24 protein-coding genes are annotated in these 20,272 nt (G+C 67.0%); 12 read left to right on the top strand and 12 right to left on the bottom strand.

Annotated elements, in window-relative coordinates:
- Nucleotides 1–7: 7 nt before the first annotated feature.
- The 7 genes from W7U_RS14745 to W7U_RS14715 are packed head-to-tail and all read left to right on the top strand — an operon-like array spanning nt 8 to nt 5,407.
- On the top strand, nt 8–460 hold the full coding sequence (locus W7U_RS14745) for a MarR family transcriptional regulator (protein ID WP_008259268.1): 453 nt from the start codon (nt 8–10) through the stop codon (nt 458–460).
- Between the two features lie 56 nt (nt 461–516).
- Entirely contained in the window at nt 517–1,611 is a 1,095-nt protein-coding gene (locus W7U_RS14740; protein WP_008259264.1) for a ferredoxin--NADP reductase, read from the top strand.
- 20 nt (nt 1,612–1,631) lie between these two features.
- Nucleotides 1,632–2,375, top strand: coding sequence for an SDR family NAD(P)-dependent oxidoreductase (locus W7U_RS14735; protein ID WP_008259262.1), 744 nt, complete (start codon nt 1,632–1,634; stop codon nt 2,373–2,375).
- A 13-nt stretch (nt 2,376–2,388) separates the two neighbouring features.
- On the top strand, nt 2,389–3,651 hold the full coding sequence (locus tag W7U_RS14730) for an aromatic ring-hydroxylating dioxygenase subunit alpha (RefSeq protein WP_008259260.1): 1,263 nt from the start codon (nt 2,389–2,391) through the stop codon (nt 3,649–3,651).
- Nucleotides 3,648–3,986, top strand: coding sequence for a hypothetical protein (locus W7U_RS14725; protein WP_008259258.1), 339 nt, complete (start codon nt 3,648–3,650; stop codon nt 3,984–3,986). The genes W7U_RS14730 and W7U_RS14725 overlap by 4 nt, the downstream gene beginning before the upstream one ends.
- Nucleotides 3,987–4,013: 27 nt before the next feature.
- The gene (locus tag W7U_RS14720) at nt 4,014–4,856 is read left to right on the top strand and encodes a TauD/TfdA family dioxygenase (RefSeq protein WP_008259256.1); all 843 of its coding nucleotides are present in this window, start codon (nt 4,014–4,016) and stop codon (nt 4,854–4,856) included.
- Nucleotides 4,853–5,407 (top strand): carboxymuconolactone decarboxylase family protein, encoded by a 555-nt coding sequence (locus tag W7U_RS14715; protein ID WP_008259255.1) that lies wholly within the window; start codon nt 4,853–4,855, stop codon nt 5,405–5,407. The genes W7U_RS14720 and W7U_RS14715 overlap by 4 nt, the downstream gene beginning before the upstream one ends.
- Nucleotides 5,408–5,409: 2 nt before the next feature.
- On the opposite strand, the gene W7U_RS14710 is transcribed toward W7U_RS14715, so the two are convergent.
- The 7 genes from W7U_RS14710 to W7U_RS14680 form a co-directional block, all read right to left on the bottom strand.
- Nucleotides 5,410–6,237 carry a mycofactocin-coupled SDR family oxidoreductase gene (locus W7U_RS14710; protein WP_020823293.1) on the bottom strand — a complete coding sequence of 276 codons (828 nt, stop codon included), beginning with the start codon at nt 6,235–6,237 and terminating at the stop codon, nt 5,410–5,412.
- Nucleotides 6,238–6,281: 44 nt separating this feature from the next.
- The gene (locus tag W7U_RS14705) at nt 6,282–9,110 is read right to left on the bottom strand and encodes an RND family transporter (protein ID WP_036429412.1); all 2,829 of its coding nucleotides are present in this window, start codon (nt 9,108–9,110) and stop codon (nt 6,282–6,284) included.
- Complete coding sequence (locus W7U_RS14700) at nt 9,107–9,505, bottom strand: MmpS family transport accessory protein (protein WP_014380803.1); 399 nt, start codon at nt 9,503–9,505, stop codon at nt 9,107–9,109. Before W7U_RS14700 ends, W7U_RS14705 begins: the two co-directional genes overlap by 4 nt.
- Before the next feature lie 147 nt (nt 9,506–9,652).
- Nucleotides 9,653–10,078: a hypothetical protein gene (locus W7U_RS14695; protein ID WP_008259244.1), complete on the bottom strand. Its 426-nt coding sequence runs from the start codon at nt 10,076–10,078 to the stop codon at nt 9,653–9,655.
- Nucleotides 10,079–10,154: 76 nt separating this feature from the next.
- Nucleotides 10,155–10,340, bottom strand: coding sequence for a hypothetical protein (locus tag W7U_RS14690; protein ID WP_008259242.1), 186 nt, complete (start codon nt 10,338–10,340; stop codon nt 10,155–10,157).
- 10 nt (nt 10,341–10,350) lie between these two features.
- A complete protein-coding gene (locus W7U_RS14685; protein WP_008259240.1) occupies nt 10,351–11,010 on the bottom strand; it encodes a hypothetical protein in 660 nt (219 codons plus the stop codon).
- A 44-nt stretch (nt 11,011–11,054) separates the two neighbouring features.
- A complete protein-coding gene (locus tag W7U_RS14680) occupies nt 11,055–11,378 on the bottom strand; it encodes a multidrug efflux SMR transporter (protein ID WP_008259239.1) in 324 nt (107 codons plus the stop codon).
- A gap of 1 nt (nt 11,379) precedes the next feature.
- Here W7U_RS14680 and W7U_RS14675 point away from each other — a divergent pair, with 1 nt between their 5' ends.
- The 4 genes from W7U_RS14675 to W7U_RS14660 all read left to right on the top strand — a co-directional run bounded on the left by W7U_RS14675 (nt 11,380) and on the right by W7U_RS14660 (nt 14,657).
- On the top strand, nt 11,380–12,390 hold the full coding sequence (locus W7U_RS14675; protein ID WP_008259238.1) for an alpha/beta fold hydrolase: 1,011 nt from the start codon (nt 11,380–11,382) through the stop codon (nt 12,388–12,390).
- Nucleotides 12,387–12,827, top strand: coding sequence for a DoxX family protein (locus W7U_RS14670; protein WP_014712133.1), 441 nt, complete (start codon nt 12,387–12,389; stop codon nt 12,825–12,827). Before W7U_RS14675 ends, W7U_RS14670 begins: the two co-directional genes overlap by 4 nt.
- 61 nt (nt 12,828–12,888) lie before the next feature.
- Nucleotides 12,889–13,695 carry an SDR family NAD(P)-dependent oxidoreductase gene (locus tag W7U_RS14665; RefSeq protein ID WP_008259234.1) on the top strand — a complete coding sequence of 269 codons (807 nt, stop codon included), beginning with the start codon at nt 12,889–12,891 and terminating at the stop codon, nt 13,693–13,695.
- Nucleotides 13,692–14,657: a phosphotransferase family protein gene (locus W7U_RS14660; RefSeq protein ID WP_008259232.1), complete on the top strand. Its 966-nt coding sequence runs from the start codon at nt 13,692–13,694 to the stop codon at nt 14,655–14,657. The genes W7U_RS14665 and W7U_RS14660 overlap by 4 nt, the downstream gene beginning before the upstream one ends.
- Nucleotides 14,658–14,663: 6 nt before the next feature.
- Here W7U_RS14660 and W7U_RS14655 read toward each other — a convergent pair whose 3' ends face one another.
- Complete coding sequence (locus W7U_RS14655) at nt 14,664–14,993, bottom strand: hypothetical protein (protein ID WP_225331023.1); 330 nt, start codon at nt 14,991–14,993, stop codon at nt 14,664–14,666.
- Between the two features lie 107 nt (nt 14,994–15,100).
- On the opposite strand from W7U_RS14655, the gene W7U_RS14650 reads away from it, so the two are divergent.
- Nucleotides 15,101–15,772, top strand: a complete 672-nt coding sequence (locus W7U_RS14650; RefSeq protein ID WP_008259228.1) for an MspA family porin — start codon at nt 15,101–15,103, stop codon at nt 15,770–15,772.
- Here the strand turns inward: W7U_RS14650 and W7U_RS14645 are convergent.
- Genes W7U_RS14645 through W7U_RS14630 form a run of 4 tightly spaced genes read right to left on the bottom strand, consistent with a single transcriptional unit; the run spans nt 15,769 to nt 20,194 of the window.
- Entirely contained in the window at nt 15,769–17,064 is a 1,296-nt protein-coding gene (locus W7U_RS14645; protein WP_008259226.1) for an acyl-CoA dehydrogenase family protein, read from the bottom strand. The two genes, W7U_RS14650 and W7U_RS14645, sit on opposite strands and share 4 nt — an antisense overlap.
- Complete coding sequence (locus tag W7U_RS14640; RefSeq protein ID WP_014712132.1) at nt 17,065–18,210, bottom strand: CaiB/BaiF CoA-transferase family protein; 1,146 nt, start codon at nt 18,208–18,210, stop codon at nt 17,065–17,067.
- Nucleotides 18,207–18,989 carry an enoyl-CoA hydratase/isomerase family protein gene (locus W7U_RS14635; protein WP_008259218.1) on the bottom strand — a complete coding sequence of 261 codons (783 nt, stop codon included), beginning with the start codon at nt 18,987–18,989 and terminating at the stop codon, nt 18,207–18,209. Before W7U_RS14635 ends, W7U_RS14640 begins: the two co-directional genes overlap by 4 nt.
- Nucleotides 18,986–20,194 carry an acetyl-CoA C-acetyltransferase gene (locus W7U_RS14630; protein ID WP_225336798.1) on the bottom strand — a complete coding sequence of 403 codons (1,209 nt, stop codon included), beginning with the start codon at nt 20,192–20,194 and terminating at the stop codon, nt 18,986–18,988. The genes W7U_RS14635 and W7U_RS14630 overlap by 4 nt, the downstream gene beginning before the upstream one ends.
- Between the last annotated feature and the right edge of the window lie 78 nt (nt 20,195–20,272).

Below are 20,272 nucleotides of genomic sequence, written 5' to 3'. Positions count from 1 at the left end.
GGCAGGTATGGAACTCACCGACAACATCCTGTGGCTGCTCAAGCAGGCCTTCTATTACTCCCTGACCACGATCAACGAGGCGATGCGCGAACACGGCGTGAGCACCGCTCAGATCGGTGTGCTGCGCCAATTGGCCAACGAACCCGGGTTGTCCGGCGCCGAATTGGCGCGGCGGCTGCTGATCAGCCCGCAAGGCGTCCAGCTCGCGCTCACCGCGTTGGAACGCCGCGCCCTGGTGGAAAGGAAGCAGGACCCCCAGCACGCGCGCATCCTGCGGGCCTACCTGACCGGCGAGGGCCGCAAAGTCGCCGAAACGGTGGTCAGTGACGCGATCGCCGCACACCAGGAGGTGTTCGGCGTGCTGACCGAGGAAGAGCAGCGCACCCTGCGCGAATTGCTGGGCCGCGTGGTCGAAAAGGGCACCGGCCATGAGCTGTTCGACGATCACGTCGACGGATGACGTGACCAATATCTAGTACTTGAGACTAATCGCAAGTAGTTGATACTCTGACGGAGATGGGCGATCACCACAGCACAGCGAACGCCGGTCCGGCGACCGTGACCGGCGGCGCAGCGGGCGCTGTCGACATGGCCGAGGCCCCGGACGGCTTTGTGCCGCTTCGGGTCAAGCAGGTGATACCCGAAACCCGCGACGCCGTGTCGATCGTTCTCGATGTTCCCCGGGGCAGCGCGGCACGGTTCGGCTACCAAGCCGGGCAATTCCTGACGCTGCTGGTCCGCGTCGACGGGCGCGAGTACCGGCGCTGCTACTCGATGTCGTCATCTCCCGCGGTCGGCGAGGACCTGCGCATCACGGTCAAGCGCGACCGCGGCGGCGCGGTGTCCAACTGGCTCAACGACACCGCGGCACCCGGCGACCTGCTCCACGCCCTGCCGCCGCAGGGACGCTTCGTCTTGAACGACACCGGCCGGAACCTGGTCGCGTTCGCCGGGGGAAGCGGCATCACGCCGGTGTTTTCGCTGTTGCGCACCGCGCTGGTGTGCGGCACGCGCGGCGCGCGGTTGTTCTACGCCAACCGAAACCGGGACGCGGTGATCTTCGACGAGGCCCTCAAAACGCTGGAAAAGCGCCACGCGGACCGCTTCGTCCTGCACCACCATCTCGACGACCAACGCGGCTTCGCCACCCAGGCGGACATCGCCGCGTTCGTCGAGAACACCGACGGCGCCGACTTCTACGTCTGCGGGCCGAACGAGTTCATGGACACGGTGCGAACCGCCCTGGGCGCGGCGGGCGTGCCCACCAGCCGACTGCACATCGAGCATTTCGACGTGGCCGACGTGGCCGCGGCGGCGCCGCCCGAGACCGAGCCGGTCACCGACGAGGTCACCATCGTGCTGGACGGATCGACGACCACCGCGCCGTACTACGCGGGCAACACGCTGTTGCAGACAGCCCGCATGGCTGGGCTGCGGGCGCCGTCCTCGTGTGAAATCGGTTCGTGTGGAACGTGTATGGGGCGCCTGACGCAGGGTAGCGCCCGGATGATCAACAACGATGCGCTCGACCAGGATGAGGTCGACGGCGGCTGGGTGCTGACGTGTCAGGCCGTGCCGACCAGTCCCACGGTGCGGGTGGTCTACGAATGAGCGATAGGGCGGCGGATGCGATGACCAAGGTGGCGGTGGTGACCGGCGGCGCCTCAGGCATGGGCGAGGCGACATGTCACGAATTGGGCCGGCGCGGCCTCAAGGTGGCCGTCCTCGATGTCAACGAGCATGCGGCGCAACGCGTCACCGACGGCCTGCGCGCCGAAGGCGCGACCGCGCTCGCGGTGGGCGCCGACGTCACCGATCGGTCCGCCGTCGAGCAGGCGTTCGCGAAGGTGCGCAGCGAACTGGGACCGGTGACGGTCCTGGTGACCAGCGCCGGGATGTTCGGGTTTTCGCCCTTCTTGGACATCACCGCCGAATCCTGGTCGCGGATCATCGATGTCAACCTGACCGGCACGTTTCATTGCTGCCAGGTCGCGCTCCCGGACATGGTGGAGGCGAACTGGGGGAGAATCGTGATGATCTCGTCGTCGAGCGCCCAGCGCGGATCCCCGTTCGCAGCCCACTACGCGGCCTCCAAAGGCGCGGTGATCACGTTGACCAAGTCGCTGGCCCGCGAATACGCCGCGAACGGGATCACCGTCAACAACATTCCGCCCTCGGGCATCGAGACCCCGATGCAGCACCAGGGCCAGGCCGCCGGGTACCTGCCCTCCAACGAGCAGATCGCCAGCAATATCCCGGTGGGCTACTTGGGCACCGGGGCCGACATCGCGGCCGCGGTGGGCTTTTTGTGTTCGGAAGAAGCGAGGTACATCACCGGTCAGGTCTTGGGCGTCAATGGCGGATCGGTGATGTGATAGTGAGGATGCGATGACGAGATCAGGCCGGCCGCCGGAAGGCTCCTGGACCGAGCACTACCCCGAATTGGGCACGGGCCCCGTCTCTTTCAGGGATTCGACGTCCCGCGAGTTCTACGCACTCGAGCGGGAGGCGATCTTCAAGCGGGCGTGGCTCAACGTCGCCCGGGTGGAGGAATTGCCCCGCGTCGGCAGCTACCTGACCAAAGAGATCGAAGTCGTCGGCGCGTCGGTGATCGTGGTCAAGGGCAAGGACGAGCGAATCCGGGCGTTCTACAACGTGTGTCGGCATCGCGGAAACAAGTTGGTGTGGAACGACTTTCCCGGCGAGGAGACCCGCGGGACGTGCCGGCAGTTCACCTGCAAGTACCACGGCTGGCGCTACGACCTGCAGGGCGCGCTGAAGTTCGTGCAGCAGGAATCGGAGTTCTTCGACCTCGACCCCGCGAAGTATGGGCTGCGTCCGGTGCACTGCGACGTGTGGAACGGCTTCGTCTTCATCAACTTCGACACCGAGCCGCGCCAGAGCCTGCGCGAGTTCCTCGGCCCGATGATCACCGGGCTGGACGACTATCCGTTCGGGAAGCTGACCGAACGCTACGACTGGGTGGCCCACAACAACAGCAACTGGAAGATCTTCGCCGACGCCTTCCAGGAGTACTACCACGTGCCGTCGCTGCACTCGCAGCAGGTGCCGGCGGAGGTGCGCGACCCCAACGCCGGATTCACCTGCGGGCACTTCCAACTCGACGGCCCGCACCGGCTGGTCTCCACCGCTGGGCGGCGCCGCTGGCTGTTGCCGCCGGAATACATGTACCCGATCGAGCGCGCCACCCGCAGCGGGCTGGTGGGGCCGTGGCAGACCCCGGACATCGGCGAGCTGCCGGCCGGGCTCAACCCGGGTGGGATCGAGCCCTGGGGGATCAGCAATTTCCAGATCTTCCCGAACATCGAGATTTTGATCTACGGCGGATGGTATCTGCTGTACCGGTACTGGCCCACCTCGCACAACACGCACCGGTTCGAGGCGTACACCTACTTCCACCCGGCGAGCACCGTGCGCGAGCGCATCGAGCACGAGGTCGCCGCGGTGGTGCTCAAAGAGTTTGCGCTACAAGACGCCGGAATGCTCGGCGGGACCCAGGCGGCGCTGGAATACGGCATCGTCGACGACTTTCCCCTCAACGACCAAGAGATCTTGGTACGCCACCTGCACAAGGTCGTCGTCGATTGGGTCGAAGCCTATCGCCGCGAACAGGATCCGGTGGGGGTGTGACCATGTATCCCATGTTGCCCAGCGCATTCGCCGAGCTGGAGGACTACGCCCAAACCTGGTGCCTGGCAACCGAAACCGAGCGCTGGAACGCCCGGGTCGGCGCGTCGATGCCGCAGCTACTCGACTTCTACAACGCGTTTTTCCCCCGCCTCGAAGAGGCCATCGACTACTGCGACAAGTTTCCGCTCGACAACCTGCCCGACGATGCGCTCAACCTGTTGCACATGATCTATTCGCTGGTCATGGTCGCCATGGCGGTGGAGATCATGCATCAACCGGCCCCGGTCGACGCCGCCGACGCGGTCATGACCCGGACCGGCTGGCCGGTGCCCTGATTCATCCCTCTCCGGAAAGGAGCGACCATGGGTCTGCTCACCATCACCAAACTCACCGAGTCCGTCGGCGCCGAGGTCGCGGGCCTGGGGCCCACCGAGCTGGCCGACGACTCGGTCGGCGCGGCGGTGTTGGATGCGTTGGAAGACAACGGAGTTCTGGTCTTCCGCGGCCTGCACCTCGATCCTGCGGCCCAGGTCGGCTTCTGCCGCCTCCTCGGCGAGGTCGATCACTCCTCCGACGGCCATCACCCGGTGCCCGGCATCTACCCGATCACGCTGGACAAGTCCAAGAACGCCTCGGCCGCCTACCTGAAGGCCACCTTCGACTGGCACATCGACGGCTGCACGCCGCTGGGCGGCGAATGCCCCCAGAAGGCCACGGTGCTCTCGGCGGTGCGGGTGGCCGAATGGGGCGGGGAAACCGAGTTCGCCAACAGCTACGCCGCCTACGACGACCTGACCGATGAGGAGAAGCAGCGGTTCGGCACGTTGCGCGTGGTGCACTCGCTGGAAGCCTCCCAGCGCCGCGTGTATCCCGATCCCTCCCCGGAACAGGTGCAGCGCTGGCGATCTCGGCGCACGCATGAGCATCCCCTGGTGTGGACGCACCGCAGCGGCCGCAAATCACTCGTGTTGGGCGCCTCCGCGGACTACGTCGTCGGCATGGAGCTCGATGAGGGCCGCGCCCTTTTGGACGAGCTCCTGGCGCGCGCGACGACGCCCGAGAAGGTCTACAGCCACAGCTGGTCGGTCGGGGACACCGTCATCTGGGACAACCGCGGGGTGCTGCACCGTGCGGCCCCGTACGACCCGCACTCCCAACGCGAAATGCTGCGCACCACCGTGCTCGGCGACGAGCCGATCGAATGACCACGGACGGTCATCACCCGCTGCGCCTGACACCGCTGCCCGCCGGGGAATGGGACGAGCGCGCCCGGGAATCGCTGGCATCCCTGATCCCCACCGAGCGGGCGAATCCCGTTGGCGCGGGCAATGTTTTGTCCACCCTGGTCCGCCATCCCGACCTGACCGCGGCCTACCTGCCGTTCAACGCGTACCTGCTGACCCGCTCGACGCTGTCGCCGCGGGTGCGAGAAGTCGCGCTGCTTCGCGTGGTGCATCAGAGCAAGTGCGGCTATCTGTGGTCGCACCACCTCCCCATCGCCGCGCGAGCGGGGCTGTCCGAATCCGAGATCGACGACATTCGGACCGGCCGCTGCGCCGATGAGACCGACCGGGCCGTGATCGCCGCCGTCGACGATCTCACGGCCGACAGCACGGTCGCCGAGACGACCTGGGATGACCTGTGCCGCTTGTTCACCGAGCAGCAATGCCTGGATCTGATCTTCACCATCGGTGGCTACCTGCTGCTGGCCTTGGCCGTCAACACTTTCGGCGTCCAAGACGAGGCGCACCACTGAGATCAGATTTTCAGGTAACCCTTGTCGGCGGGGATCTGCGCGGCGGTGACGAGCGAGGACGCGTCGCTGGCGAGCCACAGCACGATGTCGGAGACCAGGTCCGGGTCGGCGAGTGAATCGGTGGGCAGCGCGCCGGGGGAGAAGCTGTGAATGTAGGTCTGGTGGTCGGCGAAGAGTTGCCACATCGAGGGGTCGTTGCCCATCGGGGTGTCGGTGCCATACGGGTGCACCGAGTTCACCCGGATGCCGTACCCGCCGAGCTCGACCGCCAGGGAGTTGGTCATGCCGACCACACCGAACTTGCTAGCGCAGTAATGACCGCACCCCGGTACGGCCTTCACGCCCGCGGCCGAGCTGATGGTGATGATCGAGCCCCCATTGCCGGCCTGAATCATCGCGGGCACAGTGGCTTTGATGGTGTTCCACACACCGGTCAGGTTCACGTCGAGGACGTCCTGCCATTGTTGCGCCGAGATCTCCCAGAGTCGCCCCCAGTTCAACACCCCCGCGTTCGCGACGACGATGTCGAGGCGGCCGAATTGGGTGATCGCCTCGTCGACCACCCGCTGTTGCCCCGCGGCGTCCCGGACATCGACCTGCTCGGCCAGCATCTTGCGGCCTTCGCTTTCCACCAGGCGCGTCGTCTCGGCCAGGTCTTCGGGCGTCGAGGCGGGATAGCCGTTGTGCGCCGCCACCGGGGCGCACGCGTCGATGGCGACGATGTCGGCGCCGGCCCGCGCCAACCGGACGCAATGGGAGCGGCCCTGCCCACGCGCGGCGCCGGTGACGAAGGCGACTCGGCCGGCCAGGGGAGTGTCGTTGGCGCTCATGCGATTCGGGCCTTCCGTGTCGGGGTGGCAGTGGGATTGGACGATCAGCGCTGCGGCAGCGGGCGGGAACGCACCAGCGTCGGCCACCAGAACCACGGCCCGAGGATGCGCAGGATGCACGGCACGACGAACGAACGCACGATCAGGGTGTCGAGCAGCAGGCCGATGCACACGGTGGAGCCCACCTGACCGATGGTCCGCAGATCGCTGGTGAGCATGGCCAGCATGGTGAACGCGAATACCAGGCCCGCGGATGTGACCACGCCCCCGGTGCTGCCGAGCGCGCGGATGAGACCGGTGTGGATGCCGCCGTGCAACTCCTCTTTGACCCTGTTGATCAGCAGCAGGTTGTAGTCCGACCCGACGGCCACCAGGATGATGAACGTCAGCGGCAGGACCAGCCAGTGCAAATGCAGGCCCACGAGGTGCTGCCAGAAAAGTATGGACAGGCCGAACGCGCCGGCGTAGGAGAAGGCCACCGTTCCGGGAATCACCAACGCCGCCACCAGACTTCGCGTGATGAACATCATGATCAAGAAAATCAGCACAAACGCCGCGATCGCCGCGATCAGCAGGTCCGACATCGCGTATTGCTTGATGTCCTTGTCGTTGGACCCCGAACCGCCGATATAGACCCGGGCGCCGGCAAGCGAGGTCTCCTTGAGGATCGTCTTGATAGCGTCGGGGAACTGTTCGACGTGCTCCACCCCTTCGGGTCCCATCGCGTCGCCCTCGTGGGTGACGATGAAGCGGGCCGCCTTGCCGTCGGGCGACATCATCAACTTCATGCCCGTCTTGACGTCCTCGTTGTCGAAACCCTCGTGCGGGATATAGAAGTAGTCGTCGCTGCGGGACCGGTCGAAGTCGTTGCCCACGTTGATCAGGTCGTCGAACGTCTGGTCCGTCTGGATGGACTGTAGATCCGCCGACCCGTAACTGTTGACCAACTTCAACTGCAGCGCCTCGGTGTCGTCGGCGGTGGCTTTCAGTTGGGCGATGATCTGCGGGAACGCCTTGTCCACCTCCGTGAGCGAGATTCTGGCGTGGTTGATGTCCTCGGCCAGGTGGTCGATGTGGTCGATGGTGTCCCACAGGGATCGGAACGCCCAGCAGATGGGGATGTCGAAACAGTGCTTCTCCCAATAGAAGTAGCTCTTGATCGGGCGGAAGAAGTCGTCGAGATTTGAGACTTCCTCGTTCATCTCTTCGCTGACCCGTTGCAGGTCCTCCACGGTGAGCACCGTCTGGTGCAATTCGTCGGACACCTTTTGGAAAAAGCCGATCTCCTTTCGCAGCACCGCGACGGAGTGCGCCTGGATCTCGGCCTGCGCGTCGGTGTTTGAGTTCTGCTCCCTGTTGAACGGGAGTTGTTGGCCGTTGCCGCTGCCCTGCGTGGTGAACAGGTACGGGATGCTGGCGTGCTCGAGCGCCCGGCCCAGGGGCCTGGTCATGCCCTGCACCATCGCCACGCCGTGCAGCCGGATCAGGGCCTTGGCGACCCGGTCCAGCGAGATGAAGTCGGCCGAATTGCGCATGTCGTGGTCGGTTTCGACCATCAGCATCTCGGAGAACAGCTTGCTCTTGGGGAAGTGCCGATCCGCCGCCTGGAAACCCAGGTTGGCGGGCGCGCCGGCCGGCTGGTACTGCCGGTCGTCGTAGTTCTGCCGGTAGGTGGGGACGAAGATCGCCCCGATCATGACGACGGCGGAGCTGGCCGCCAGGATGGGCACCGGCCAGCGCACCACGCTCGCCCCGATGCGCCGGTACAACAGTCCCTTGGTGCTGGTCCTCGGGTCGAACATCCCGAAGAGGCTGCCCACGGTCAGGACCGCCGGGCCCAGCGTCATCGCCGCGGCGATGGTGAACAGCATGGTGATCGCGACGGCCGGCCCCATCGTGTGGAAGTAGTTCAGGCGCGCAAACGTCAAGCAGTAACACGCGCCGGCGATCGTCAGGCCGGACCCGATGATGATGGGCGCCACGCCCTTGTAGGCGATGTAGAAACTGTCCTCCCGGCTTTCGCCGGCCTGGCGCGCCTCGTGATATCGGCCCATCAGGAATATGCCGTAATCCGTGCCCGCTCCCAGGGTCAGCGCGATGACGATGTTCACCGCGAACGACGAGAGTTCGATGTACCCGTAATGCCCCAGGGTCGAGACGACGCCCTTGGCGACGAGCATCTCGATGAGGACACCGAGCAAGGGCACCAACAGGGTTGAGGGCGTGCGGTACACGAGCAGCAGCATCACGACGATGAGGATGATCGTGACGATGGTGACGTTGTTCAGGCTGGCGTTGGCGATGGCGAGGGTGTCGGAGGCCAGCGGGGCCGCGCCGCTGACATAGACCTTGAGCCCGGGTTGCGGGGTGTCCTCCTTGATGATGTCGCGGACGGCGTCCACCGACTGGTTCGCCTGAATCTGGCCGATATCGCCGGCGAGACGCAGCAGCACGTAGGTGCACTTGCCGTCGACGCTTTGCGCCCCCGCCGCCGTGAACGGCTTGCCCCACAAATCCATCACGTATTGCACGTGTTTGGTGTCGTTTTGGAGGCGGCGCATCAGGTCGTCGTAGTACCGGTGATCCTGGTCTCCCAGTTGCCGGTTCGCCTCGAAGACCACCATGGTCAGGTTGGTCGAGTTCGATTCCTGAAACTTTTCGCCGATGTGCAGCAGTGCCCGCTGGGAGGGGGCGTAGTGCGGGACCATGGGCCCGGCGAGTTCTTCTGCGACCCGTTCCACTTGGGGCATAAAGGTATTCGTCGTGACCGCGAGCAGGCCCCAGAAGAAGATGATCGGTATCGCGAAAGCGCGGACCATCCTGGGGATGAACGGGCGCTTGACCCTGGGCTCATCGGAGCGATGCTCGCTCATGCCGATTTCACCCTGCACTGGACGTCGGCGTCCTGATGGTCATCCGACTGTTCGTCGCGGACTACGCCATTGACCAGCATCCGGCAGCCGACCTGGCCGCCATGAACGTGCACCGAAATGCTGCCGGACGCCACCGTGAGTGTGGTGGTCTCCGTGTGGGTCCACGGCAGGGTCGTGAAATCAACCTGATGCGGGTGGCCCTCGATGTCGATGTAGACGAGCTTGCCGCCCTGCCCGGGGGAGCCGAACACCTCATAGGTGATCCGTTTGGGGTTGAACTGCTCGGGGGCCTGCGGACCGTTGACGGTGATGACCGGCTCCGGCTCGGAGAACTGGTGCACCTTGTACATGCACAGCAGGCCCACACCGACCGCGACGACGGCGACCAACGGCATCCAGATTCGCGCCAGGACAGCCCGCCCGACTGAACGAGGGCCCACTCGATCACCTCTGAAGAATCCGTTTTGCACATCGTGTCCTGCCGCGGCCCCGGCCTCGGAGCCCATACGGATAGTAGACGGTCATGTACTCAACGGACAGAGTCAAGGCAGTTTCTGCAGCCGGCGCTTCAGGCTCGCGCTGCGGCGCAGCTGAATGGCCAGGTTCGTCGAGGTCAGCATGGGGATCACGCCGAGGAACGTCCGCTCGGAAGGCGTCGCTCCATGCAGGTGGTACAGGCTGCCGAAGACGAAAAAGCAGCTCAACATGAACAGGGCGCCGGGGATGCACAGGGCCATCACCGACCGACGATCGGCGACGACCTGCCTGGCGTAGTCCACCTCGTCCTGCGACATCGGTTCGCGTTTGCGCACCTTGTGCAAAACCGCTTTAGCGCTGCCGATTTCCTCGCTGATCGGTACGGTCGGCCGGCGCTCCAGGCGATTGACGTAGAAGCCGGCGACGGCCGCCAATACCACTGCCAGCGCGAGGCTGATCGCGGTCAGAAGGCCATACAGACTCGCACTCATTCTCAGTCCCTGCTCTCCGCCGCCGCACGAGGCGAAACTTTCCCGGGAACGCTACCCCAATCGTCGCGGCGTGACGTCAGGGCTTTCCGGAGTCCCGGTCCTTGAGCACGTCGCGGATGACCAGCCCCAGCAGGAACAGCAGGGCGAGCGGAACGAGCAGCTTGAACACGGTCGACGCGTGGCTGTACAGCAAGCCGTAGGCGATCGCTCCGATCAGCACCATGGCGAGCAGGATGCCGCGATTGATCTTGTCCGTACTCATCGGGAAGACCTCACTTGTCGATTGGCTTGCGGTGCTTGCGATTTCGGCGCACGACGATCCAGAGCAGTGCGCCCATCGCCAGGGCGATGCCGGAAATGACCAGCGTCACCTTCAGCCAGGCCCACTCGTCGTGCTTCTCGTGGGCGACCGAAGAGGTGGCCACCGGCGCGTTGGCGGGGACGTTGACGCCGGCCAGCCCGCTGACGAACGCACTGGTGGTCGCGTACGGGTCGGGTCCGTGCTCGGTGGCCGACTGATTCATCAATTCATCGACGCGGTCCGCAATGACTTTGGGCACCTTGTAGGCACGGACGTGGTAGCCGTGCGAGTCGATGACGACGATGACGCCGCTGAACTTCGGCTCCCGCGCCGACATCGCGCCGTGGATGGCATCCGCCGTGGTCACACCGCTGTTGCCGGGCGCCACCGCTGCCACCCAGACCGGTGGCTGGGGGCTCCACGTCCACGGACCGGCGAGGATCTGCCGATTCAGTTCGCCGACATTGCGCAGCGGCGGCCTGGCCCCGGGGTCGGTCACCACATGCGTCTCGGCGTTGAAGTGGGCCACCAGCTCGTCGGTGTAGGCGTCGGCCGAGGCGCGCGGAGCGAGCAGCAATGCCAGCGCCATGGTCAACGCAACGAGGGCGAGGCCACGGAATCGAAAGGTCACTTTTCTCCTGCCACGAGTCGTTGCGTCGATCCTGGCTGTTGCCCTCAGTGGGCGCCACTCAAATTGAGCGTGACGACACCCGCGATGATCAGGCCGACGCCGACGACCTTGGTCAACGATATCGACGAGCCCAGGAACAGCACGGCGATCAACACGATGAGGGCCGTGCCGATGGCCGACCACAACGCGTAGGCGACGTCGGTCTGCATGCCGCGCGAAATCGAGACCGCCAGCAGCGCGAACGAGATGGCGTAACCGATCAGGCAAACCACGGTCGGCCAGAGTCGGGAGAAACCTTCGGTGCTCTTGAGCAGGCTGGTCGCCACCACTTCCGCGAAGATCGCGCCGAGCAGGTACAGGTAGGTCAACATGCCCGACAACGCTAGCCGCGGGTACGGCGAACCTGACACACTGATCACCCTGGCGCGGCGTCCGTTCGGAAAGGAGTTGCGTGCGATGGCGTTTCCCGCTCACGTGTTGAGCCTCGACGTCAGCGGCGCGATCGGCGAGCGGGCATCGCTGGCGGCGACCTATTACCCGGCGCGCGCGGGCAACGCCGCGGCCGCCGTCCTCGTCTGCCTGCCGGGCGGCACCTACAGCCGCGAGTACTGGGATCTCGAGATTCCCGGCCACGACGGGTACAGCTTCGCCGAATTCGCCACCGGCGACGGCTACGCGGTCGTGACGATCGATCCGTTGGGCACCGGCGAAAGCTCGCAACCGGCCCGCGACTTCGACTTCGCCGACATCGCCGCCACGCTGGCCTGCGCCGTGGCGGCTCTGCCGGACACCATCGGCGTCCACGCGCCGCCGGTGGCCGTGGCGCATTCGCTGGGCGGCTACCTTGCCCTCACCCAGCAAGCGCTGTTCCCCAGTTACTGCGGCATGGCGCTCCTCGGGTGCACCAATCAGCACGTCGCGCCGCTGAACCTCGATGCCGCGCTCATCGCTCGCGCCGGATCCCCGCAGGGGCGCGCCGAGCTCGCCCAGGAAATCCTTTCGGCCTTGCCGCAGCCGTATTTCGAGGGCCCGCGCGAGCATCTGCAGAGCTGGTTTCACCTCGCCGACGTTCCCGCGGCCGTCGTCGCCGCCGACTCCGTCACCGCCAAGTCGGTGGTGCCGCGGGTGTTCGGCACGGCGATGATCCCCGGCATCGTGGCCGATCATGCGGCGCGCATCGACGTCCCGGTGCTGGTCGGTTTCGGCGCCGTCGACGTCTCACCGGATCCCCGCGCCGAGGCGGCGCTGTACCGGAGTTGCCCCGACATCACAACGGTGGTGTTGGCGGACAGCGCGCACTGCCACAACATGGCGTCGAGCCGGCACCGGCTGTGGCGGCGACTGCTGGACTGGACCGCGACCGTAACGTGTGGATCGTGACGAAGGGTCTCGACCGCCGCCTGGCCCGCCATGCCCCGGCCGTGTTGTCCGCGTTTCGCCTCGTCTACGGCCTGCTCTTCGCCGCGTACGGGTCGAGGAGCCTGTTCGATTGGCCCGTACGCTCGCCGGTTGTCGTCGAGTTCGGATCCTGGCCCGGCTGGTATGCCGGCCTGATCGAGATCGTCGCCGGCCTGCTCGTCGCCGCCGGGTTGTTCACGCGCACCGCCGCATTCATCGCGTCGGGCGAGATGGCGGTCGCCTACTTCTGGATCCATCAGCCCATGGCCCTCTGGCCCGTCGCCGACCCGCCCGGGGGCAACGGCGGCGCGCTGTCCATCCTCTTCTGCTTCGCGTTCTTCCTGCTGGTCTTCATCGGCGGCGGCCCCTACTCGCTCGACGCGGCGCGCGGCAGGAGGCTTCCCCTCAACCGGCGATAATGGCATTCTCTGATGCGGAGAAGCCATTTCCGATGACGGCGGTTCCGGAGGAGGACGACCAATGAGCGTGCAGCGGTGCGACGGGATGGTGGCTCTCGTCACCGGGAGCAGCCGCGGCCTGGGCAAGGCGATTGCCGCGCGCCTGGCCGAGAGCGGAGCCACCGTGGCGCTGACCGCACGCACGATGGATCCCGATCCCAAGTACCAGGGCTCGCTGAGCCAGACGCGCGACGAGATCGTCGCCGCCGGCGGGAAAGCCATTGCGGTCCAAGCGGATCTGTCCCAAGCCGAAGACCGCGAACGGCTCTTCGCCGAGGTGACCGGCGCCGTCGGCGCACCGGACATCCTGGTGAACAACGCCGCCGTCACCTTCCTGCGGCCCCTGGACGGGTTCCCCGAGCGGCGCGCCCGGCTGATGATGGAAATGCACGTCCTCGGCCCGCTGCACCTGTGCCAGCTGGCGATCCCCGCGATGCGCGAGCGCGGGCGCGGCTGGATCCTGAACCTCACCTCGGTGGGCGGCGACCTGCCGCCCGGCCCGCCCTTCTCCGAGTTCGACCGGACCGCGGGCTTCGGCATCTACGGGACTGCCAAGGCCGCGCTCAATCGGTTGACGAAAAGCCTTGCGGCAGAACTGTACGACGACGGCATCGCCGTGAACGCCGCCGCACCGTCCAACCCCGTCGCCACGCCCGGCGCCGGCACCCTCGACCTGGCCAAGACCGACACCGAAGACATCGCCCTGATCACCGAAACCGCGTTCCGGTTGTGCACGGGCGATCCCAAGTCGTTGACCGGGCGCATCGCCCACACCCAGCCGTTCCTCGCCGAGGTCGGCTGGACGAGAACCGGCACGCTGGCTGAATGAGCAGAGCCGAGCTCGACCTGGGCGAACTGCGCGCGCGCCTCGCCGCTGCGGGGGTCACGGACGTCGCTCCACTGTCCGGGGGCGCCTCCAGCCTGACCTTCGGGGGTGATCTGGGTGGCCGGCGTGTGGTGATCAAGGTCGCCCCACCGGGCGTCGAACCGGTCGCTCATCGCGACGTGCTGCGCCAGGCGCGTATCCTCAAAGCCCTTGCCGCGACCAGTGTTCCGGTTCCCGACGTGCTGCGGGAGGACCCGGGACATCCCCCGGACGCACCGCCGCTGTATGTCATGTCCCGGGTCGACGGCGACTGTGTCGAACCGCTCTTCGACGGATGCGCGCCCTTTGCGGACGTGACCGACCGGTACCGGAACGCGTGCCGGGCCATGGCCGCGCTGCACCGGCTTTCGCCGACGGAGCTCGGGCTGGGCGATGAACCCGTCGTCGACCCGGTCGCCGAAGTCCACCGCTGGTCCGACACGCTGAACACCGTCGATCCGGCGCTGGCACCCGGCTGGCCGAACGTCCGCGACGCCCTATTGGCCTGCGTGCCAAGCGCGATGGCGCCGGGCGTGGTGCACGGTGACTTTCGGCTGGGCAACCTGCTCGCCTCCGGGGCGCGGATCAACGCGGTCATCGACTGGGAGATCTGGTCGATCGGCGATCCGCGCATCGATGTGGGCTGGTTCCTGATCAACTGCGACCCGGACACCTACCGCAGAATTCGGGCCCCGGACGGGATGGCACCGCCGACCACCGAACTCGCCGAGCTCTATCGGTGCGAGTTGGGTTGCGAGACAACCGATTTGGGCTGGTTCACCGCGTTGGCGTGCTACAAATCGGTGGCGACGTGGTCGCTGATCGTCAAGCACAACCGCCGAAGGCGGTCGCCGCGGGACGAATTGGAAGCGATGGCAGCCAGTCTGCCGCGGCTGCTGGCGCGCGCCCTGTCGATGCTGGCCTGACGGTACTCAGCCGCAGTGGGCCCCGAGATTTTGACAAACCATTCCGACACCGCCGCCGGTGGTCGACAGTTCGTTTTCATCATCGTCGATCGGATTCGTCATTGTGGTCGGGAACTGTATCGGCCATTCGTCGATCGCCGGGATGTCGGGCTGCTGGCCGGCATCCGGATTCGCAAGGGCCGTCCCGGTGCCACCGGTCAGCGCCGCGAGGACCGTCGAACCCGCGACCAGTAGGCAAGCGCACCTGCGAGAAATCATCGCCACCCTCTCCGTGATCCGCCGGATGCTGGAGATTGTCGAAACGCTACTGCCGATTCTACATTGCATAACAGTCACGAACGAACAACAAATGTGGATTGCCGGCCAGCAAATTTCGCGCACCAAATGCGACCCTGCGTACGGTTTCGCCCGTGAGGCCGGTAGCCATCGTCGTCCGTCGTGCCATGGCTATCGCCGTGTGCCTCGCCATGTCGGTGATCGCGGCGCCCTCGGCCGACTCCGAACCCCAGCTCGGTCCAGCCCCGCCCGATGCGGCGCCACCGGCCGGCGCGGCGGTGCCCTCGAATCCCCCCGCGATCCTGAACACCCCCGACGGCTGGACGCTGGGATTGGGCGCCAAGGACGAGATGCAGGTTCCGGTAGCGCCGCTGACCACCGCGATCTCGTCGCGCGAATACATGTCCAGCGGCATCTTCGTCGGCTCGCTCCGCGGACCCGAAGAGGCCCACGGCGTCCTGGAAGTCGGCTACCAGATCGGCTGTGGGATCGACATGAGCACCTCCAACGGTGTGATCATGGAGGGCGGCGCCGGGATCATCCCGGGTGTCAGCCCGACATTCGACGCCACCGGCACGCTGCCGCCCCTGCTGCCGTTCGTGTCGGCACCCATCAACGGCGTGATGAGCGTCGGACTCAAGCCGGGCCTGGTGATCGTGGTGCCGGTGATCAAGAAGCAGTTCAAGGGCGCGAATCCCTGGGTGATGATCAGCAACTTCCACGTCAAGATCGACGGCTGCGTGGGCCAGTCGTTCATCCGCTCCTATGCGGTGCTGACCCGCCAGACCGACCTCTCCGACGTGGTGCTGTCTTACGTGGGCGTCACGAAAGCGGTTTAGCCGCGGGGGATGCCCGCCAGCTTGTCGGCGAACTTCGCCTCCGCCGCCGCGCGCAGCCGCAGCAAATGCTCGGAGGGAAACAGGTCGGGTGCGGGCTCGCGGTCTTTCAGCAACAGCCGCGCCAGCGTCACCTTGTGCACCTCCGTCGGGCCGTCGGCCAGCCCGAGCACGAACGACTCCACCAGGTACTGCACGAAGGGCATCTCGTGGGTGGTGCCCAGCGACCCGTGCAGCTGAAGCGCCCGCGAGGAGACGTCGTGCAGTACCTTTTGCATCATCGCCTTGACCGCCGAGATGTCGGCCCGCACGGCGTGGTAGTCGTTGAATTGGTCGATCTTCCAAGCGGTTTGCAGCGTCAGCAGCCGGAAGGCCTCGATCTCCATCCATGAGTCGGCGACCATCTGCTGCACGAGTTGTTTGTTGGCCAGGACCTCGCCCTGGGTGTAGCGCGACGCCGCCCGCTCGCAGATCATGTCGAAGATCCGGCGGACCAGCCCGACCGTGCGCATCGCGTGGTGAATGCGCCCACCGCCCAGCCGGGTCTGCGCGACGACGAACGCCCCGCCGCGCGGCCCCAGCATGTGATCGGCCGGCACGCGGACGTTTTCGTAGCGGACATAGCCCTCGCGCCCGCCGCCTGTGGGCTGGTAGCCCAGCCCCACGTCGCGCAGCACGTTGATGCCGGGGGTGTCGCCGGGAACGACGAACATCGAGTAGCGCTCGTACGGCGGCGCCTCGGGGTCGGTCATCGCCATCACGATGATGAAGGACGCCAAGGAGGCGAACGACGAGAACCACTTCTCCCCGTTGATGACCCAGTGATCGCCGTCTTGCACCGCGGTGGTGCGAAACACCTTCGGGTCGGCGCCGCCCTGCGGCTCGGTCATCGAGAAACAGGAGATGATGCGGTTGTCCAGCAGCGGCTCGAGGTAGCGCGCCTTGAGCTCGGGTGTGCCGTAGTGCGCCAGGATCTCGCTGTTGCCGGAGTCGGGCGCCTGTGAGCCGAAGACGATCGGAGCGCACTCCGAGCGACCGAGAATCTCGTTGAGCAGCGCCAGCTTCACCTGCCCGTAGCCCGGGCCGCCCAGGTGCGGACCGAGGTGCGTGGCCCACAGCCCGCGCTCCTTGACGATCTCCTGCAGCGGCGGGATCAGCGCCTGGCGCACCGGATCGCCCAGGTCGTGAGACTCCTTGACGATCAGGTCGATCGGCTCACATTCCTCGCGGACGAAGCCTTCGACCCATTCCAGTTGCTCGGCCCATTCCGGGTCGGTGGAAAAGTCCCACGACATTCAGCGTCTCCTCTTGCTCTGTGCCACCACGCCGGAGTCGACGAGTTCGGCGATGGTTTGCGCGTCCAATCCCGCCTCGCGCAGCAGCGCTTGCGTGTGGTCGCCCGGCAGCGCGGGGGCCGACGGCGTAGCCGGTCGCGTGCGGGAGAAGCGCGGCGCCGGCGCGGGCTGGGTGATGCCGTCGAGTTCGACGAAGGTCCGCCGCGCGACGTGGTGCGGATGCCGCGGCGCCTCGGTCAGCGAAAGCACCGGTGTGGCACAGCATCCCGGCGTGTCGAGGATGCGTTCCCATTCATCGCGGGGCTTCTCGGCGAAACGGGCGGCCAGGGCGGCGCGGTGCGCGGCCCACGCGGCCGGGGCGTCGTCGTCCTGGGGCACGGTGACGCCGAGGCGATCGCACAGTTCGGCGTAGAACTTCGACTCCATGGCGCCGACGGCGACGTGACCACCGTCGGCCGTGGCGTAGACGCCGTAGAAGTGCGCGCCGCCGTCGAGCAGATTGGCTTCGCGTTCGTCGCGCCAGGTGCCGGCCGGCAGCATCCCGAAGTAGGGCGCCAACAGCGTCGCCACGCCGTCGACCATCGCGACGTCGAGCACCTGACCCACCCCGGACTCGCGCGCCTCGAGGATCGCGCTGAGCAGGCCGACCGCCAAAAGCATTCCGCCGCCGCCGTAGTCGCCGATCAGATTCAGCGGCGGCACCGGGGATTCGGCGGTGCCGATGGCGTGCAACGCGCCCGTGAGGGCCAGGTAGTTGATGTCGTGACCGGCGTGACCGGCCAGCGGCCCGTCCTGCCCGTACCCGGTCATGCGGGCGTAGACCAGGCGCGGGTTGCGCTCGGTCAGCGCGTCCGGCCCGATGCCCAGCCGTTCGGCCACCCCCGGGCGGTACACGTCGACGAAGGCGTCGGCGCCGGCGGCCAGCCGGTGCACCAGGTCCCGCCCACGGGGGTCTTTCACGTCGGCGGCCAGCGAGCGCTGGCCGCGCCGGACCGTGTAGTCGATCGGCAATGGCGCGTCGACCCCCGCGACGGCGTCGATGCGCACGATGTCGGCGCCCAAGTCGCCCAACAACATTCCGCAAAACGGCGCGGGCCCCAGCCCGCCCATGATGACGATGCGGACGCCGCGCAGGGGTCCGGTCATGAAGACCACTTCTTGCAGCGTTCGGCCGCCTCGTCCGTCGCGTGCGTGATCACCTGGTTGCGGTTCTCCAGTTCCAGCGCCGACTCGAAGCTCGCGGCGTCGGTGTTGACCTGCAGGGCGCGCTTGGTCAGTTGCGCTCCGAGCGGGGCATGGCCCGCGATCAACGTGGCCAACTCCACCGCTCGGCCGGCCAACCCATCCGCCGCGACGACTTCGCTGACCAGCCCGCGCCGATCGGCTTCGGTCGCCGACACCGTGCGGCCGGTGAGCATCCAATCGGCGGCCACGCTGGTGCCGACGATGCGCGGCAGGTGATAGCTCATGCCCATCTCGGCGCCGGAGAGCCCCAGCAGGATGGCGGCGTTGCCGAAAGTGGCGGCGGCCGAGCAGATTCGGATGTCCGCGGCCAGGCACAGCGCGAGGCCCGCGCCGACACAGGGGCCGTTGACGGCGGCGATGACGGGCTGCGGCAGGGCGCGCACCGCTTCGGCGAGGGCGGCCATCCTCTCCTGGAAGCGCATCCGCTCCAGCGCCGGCGCGCTGGCTTCGAGCATCGACGGCCCGAAGTCGCGCACGTCGATGCCCGCGCAAAACCCGCGTCCGGCGCCGGTCAGCACCACGGCGCGCACCGTGGCGTCGACGGCCAAATCGCCGAGCAGGCCGCGCAATTCGGTTTGCATCGTCTCGTTGATGGCGTTGAGGCGCTGCGGGCGATTCAGACGCAGGACGGCGACACCGTCACCGGGCCGGTCGAGCTCCAGCGTGGTCGGCACCCTCACACCCGCTCGATGATCGTCGCCGTGCCCATCCCGCCGCCCGTGCACATGGTCACCAGTCCCGTTGTCAGGTCACGACGTTCGAGTTCGTCGAGAACGGTGCCGATCAGCATGGCGCCGGTGGCGCCGATCGGGTGCCCGAGGGCGATCGCGCCGCCGTTGACGTTGACCACGTCGGGATCGATGTCCAGATCGCGCATCGTCTTGAGCGGGACCGCGGCGAAGGCCTCGTTGATCTCCCACAGATCGATGTCGGCCACCGTCATGCCGGCGCGTTCCAGGCACCGCTGCGCCGCGGGGCCGGGCGCGGTGAGCATGATGATCGGTTCGCTGCCGATGGCCGCGGTCGCCCGGATCTGCGCCCGCGGGGTCACGCGGTGGGTGTGCATCCAGTTGGAGGAGGCGAGCAGCACGGCGGCGGCGCCGTCGACCACGCCGGACGAGTTGCCCGCGTGGTGCACGTGATCGATGCGGTCGACGCCGGGATAGCGCTCGAGGCAAATCTCGTCGAACGTGCGTTGCTCGCCGTCGGCGCGCGCGGCCCCCATCGCCTCGAAGGCCGGTGTGAGGCGTGACAGCGTCTCAGTGGTGGTGCCCGGGCGCGGATGCTCGTCGTGTTCCAAGCGGCCGGCGGGTGCGGCCACGTCGACCAGGGAACGATCGAAGCGCCGCTCCTCGATGGCCACGGCGGCGCGGCTCTGGCTCTGCGCGGCGTAGGCGTCGACGACCTCGCGGCCGAATCCCTCCAGTGTCGCGATCAGATCTGCCGAAATGCCTTGTGGCACAGTCGGGTACACTGCGCGAAGATCGGGATTGTTGCCGTCGATCGTCGGGACCCCGGCCGTTACCCCCCACCGCGACATCGACTCGACACCGCCGGCGATCGCCAAATCCTCACTGCCGGCGGCGATGCCCGCCGCCGCAACGGTGACGGCCTGCTGGCCCGAGCCGCAGAACCGGCTCAACGTCATCCCCGGCACGGTCTCCGGCCACCCCGCCAACAGAACGGACATTCGGGCGATGTCGTCGCCGTGGTCCCCGCTGAGGATGCCGTTGCCGGCGATCACGTCATCGACGTCGACCGGATCGAAGTCGGTCCGCTCGGCCAGCGCGGTGAGGCAGCGCGCGAGCAAGGCCTGCGGGTGCACCGCGTGCAGTCCGCCGTCGGGGCGGCCTCGCCCGCGCGGCGTGCGTACCGCGTCGAGAATCCAGGCGTCGATGGCGGACTCCGATCGTCGTGGTGGGCTCAGGTCACCAGCGATCGTAAATCGTCTCTCGGCCGCGGA

Source organism: Mycobacterium sp. H4Y (assembly GCF_000364405.1).
In the GTDB taxonomy this organism is placed as follows: Bacteria; Actinomycetota; Actinomycetes; order Mycobacteriales; family Mycobacteriaceae; genus Mycobacterium; species Mycobacterium intracellulare.
Note: the sequence above shows the minus strand (reverse complement) of the source record. Positions and strands in the feature narration are given on the sequence as shown.

Coding starts and splice junctions, on each gene's coding strand:
- W7U_RS14710 (WP_020823293.1), bottom strand. CDS start 6,237: ATGAGCGCCAACGACACTCCCCTGGCCGGCCGAGTCGCCTTCGTCACC.
- W7U_RS14640 (WP_014712132.1), bottom strand. CDS start 18,210: ATGACCGGACCCCTGCGCGGCGTCCGCATCGTCATCATGGGCGGGCTG.
- W7U_RS14660 (WP_008259232.1), top strand. CDS start 13,692: ATGAGCAGAGCCGAGCTCGACCTGGGCGAACTGCGCGCGCGCCTCGCC.
- W7U_RS14735 (WP_008259262.1), top strand. CDS start 1,632: ATGACCAAGGTGGCGGTGGTGACCGGCGGCGCCTCAGGCATGGGCGAG.
- W7U_RS14745 (WP_008259268.1), top strand. CDS start 8: ATGGAACTCACCGACAACATCCTGTGGCTGCTCAAGCAGGCCTTCTAT.
- W7U_RS14690 (WP_008259242.1), bottom strand. CDS start 10,340: ATGAGTACGGACAAGATCAATCGCGGCATCCTGCTCGCCATGGTGCTG.
- W7U_RS14645 (WP_008259226.1), bottom strand. CDS start 17,064: ATGTCGTGGGACTTTTCCACCGACCCGGAATGGGCCGAGCAACTGGAA.
- W7U_RS14720 (WP_008259256.1), top strand. CDS start 4,014: ATGGGTCTGCTCACCATCACCAAACTCACCGAGTCCGTCGGCGCCGAG.
- W7U_RS14740 (WP_008259264.1), top strand. CDS start 517: ATGGGCGATCACCACAGCACAGCGAACGCCGGTCCGGCGACCGTGACC.
- W7U_RS14715 (WP_008259255.1), top strand. CDS start 4,853: ATGACCACGGACGGTCATCACCCGCTGCGCCTGACACCGCTGCCCGCC.
- W7U_RS14695 (WP_008259244.1), bottom strand. CDS start 10,078: ATGAGTGCGAGTCTGTATGGCCTTCTGACCGCGATCAGCCTCGCGCTG.
- W7U_RS14730 (WP_008259260.1), top strand. CDS start 2,389: ATGACGAGATCAGGCCGGCCGCCGGAAGGCTCCTGGACCGAGCACTAC.
- W7U_RS14700 (WP_014380803.1), bottom strand. CDS start 9,505: ATGCCGTTGGTCGCCGTCGTCGCGGTCGGTGTGGGCCTGCTGTGCATG.
- W7U_RS14705 (WP_036429412.1), bottom strand. CDS start 9,110: ATGAGCGAGCATCGCTCCGATGAGCCCAGGGTCAAGCGCCCGTTCATC.
- W7U_RS14650 (WP_008259228.1), top strand. CDS start 15,101: ATGGCTATCGCCGTGTGCCTCGCCATGTCGGTGATCGCGGCGCCCTCG.
- W7U_RS14665 (WP_008259234.1), top strand. CDS start 12,889: ATGAGCGTGCAGCGGTGCGACGGGATGGTGGCTCTCGTCACCGGGAGC.
- W7U_RS14675 (WP_008259238.1), top strand. CDS start 11,380: ATGCCCGACAACGCTAGCCGCGGGTACGGCGAACCTGACACACTGATC.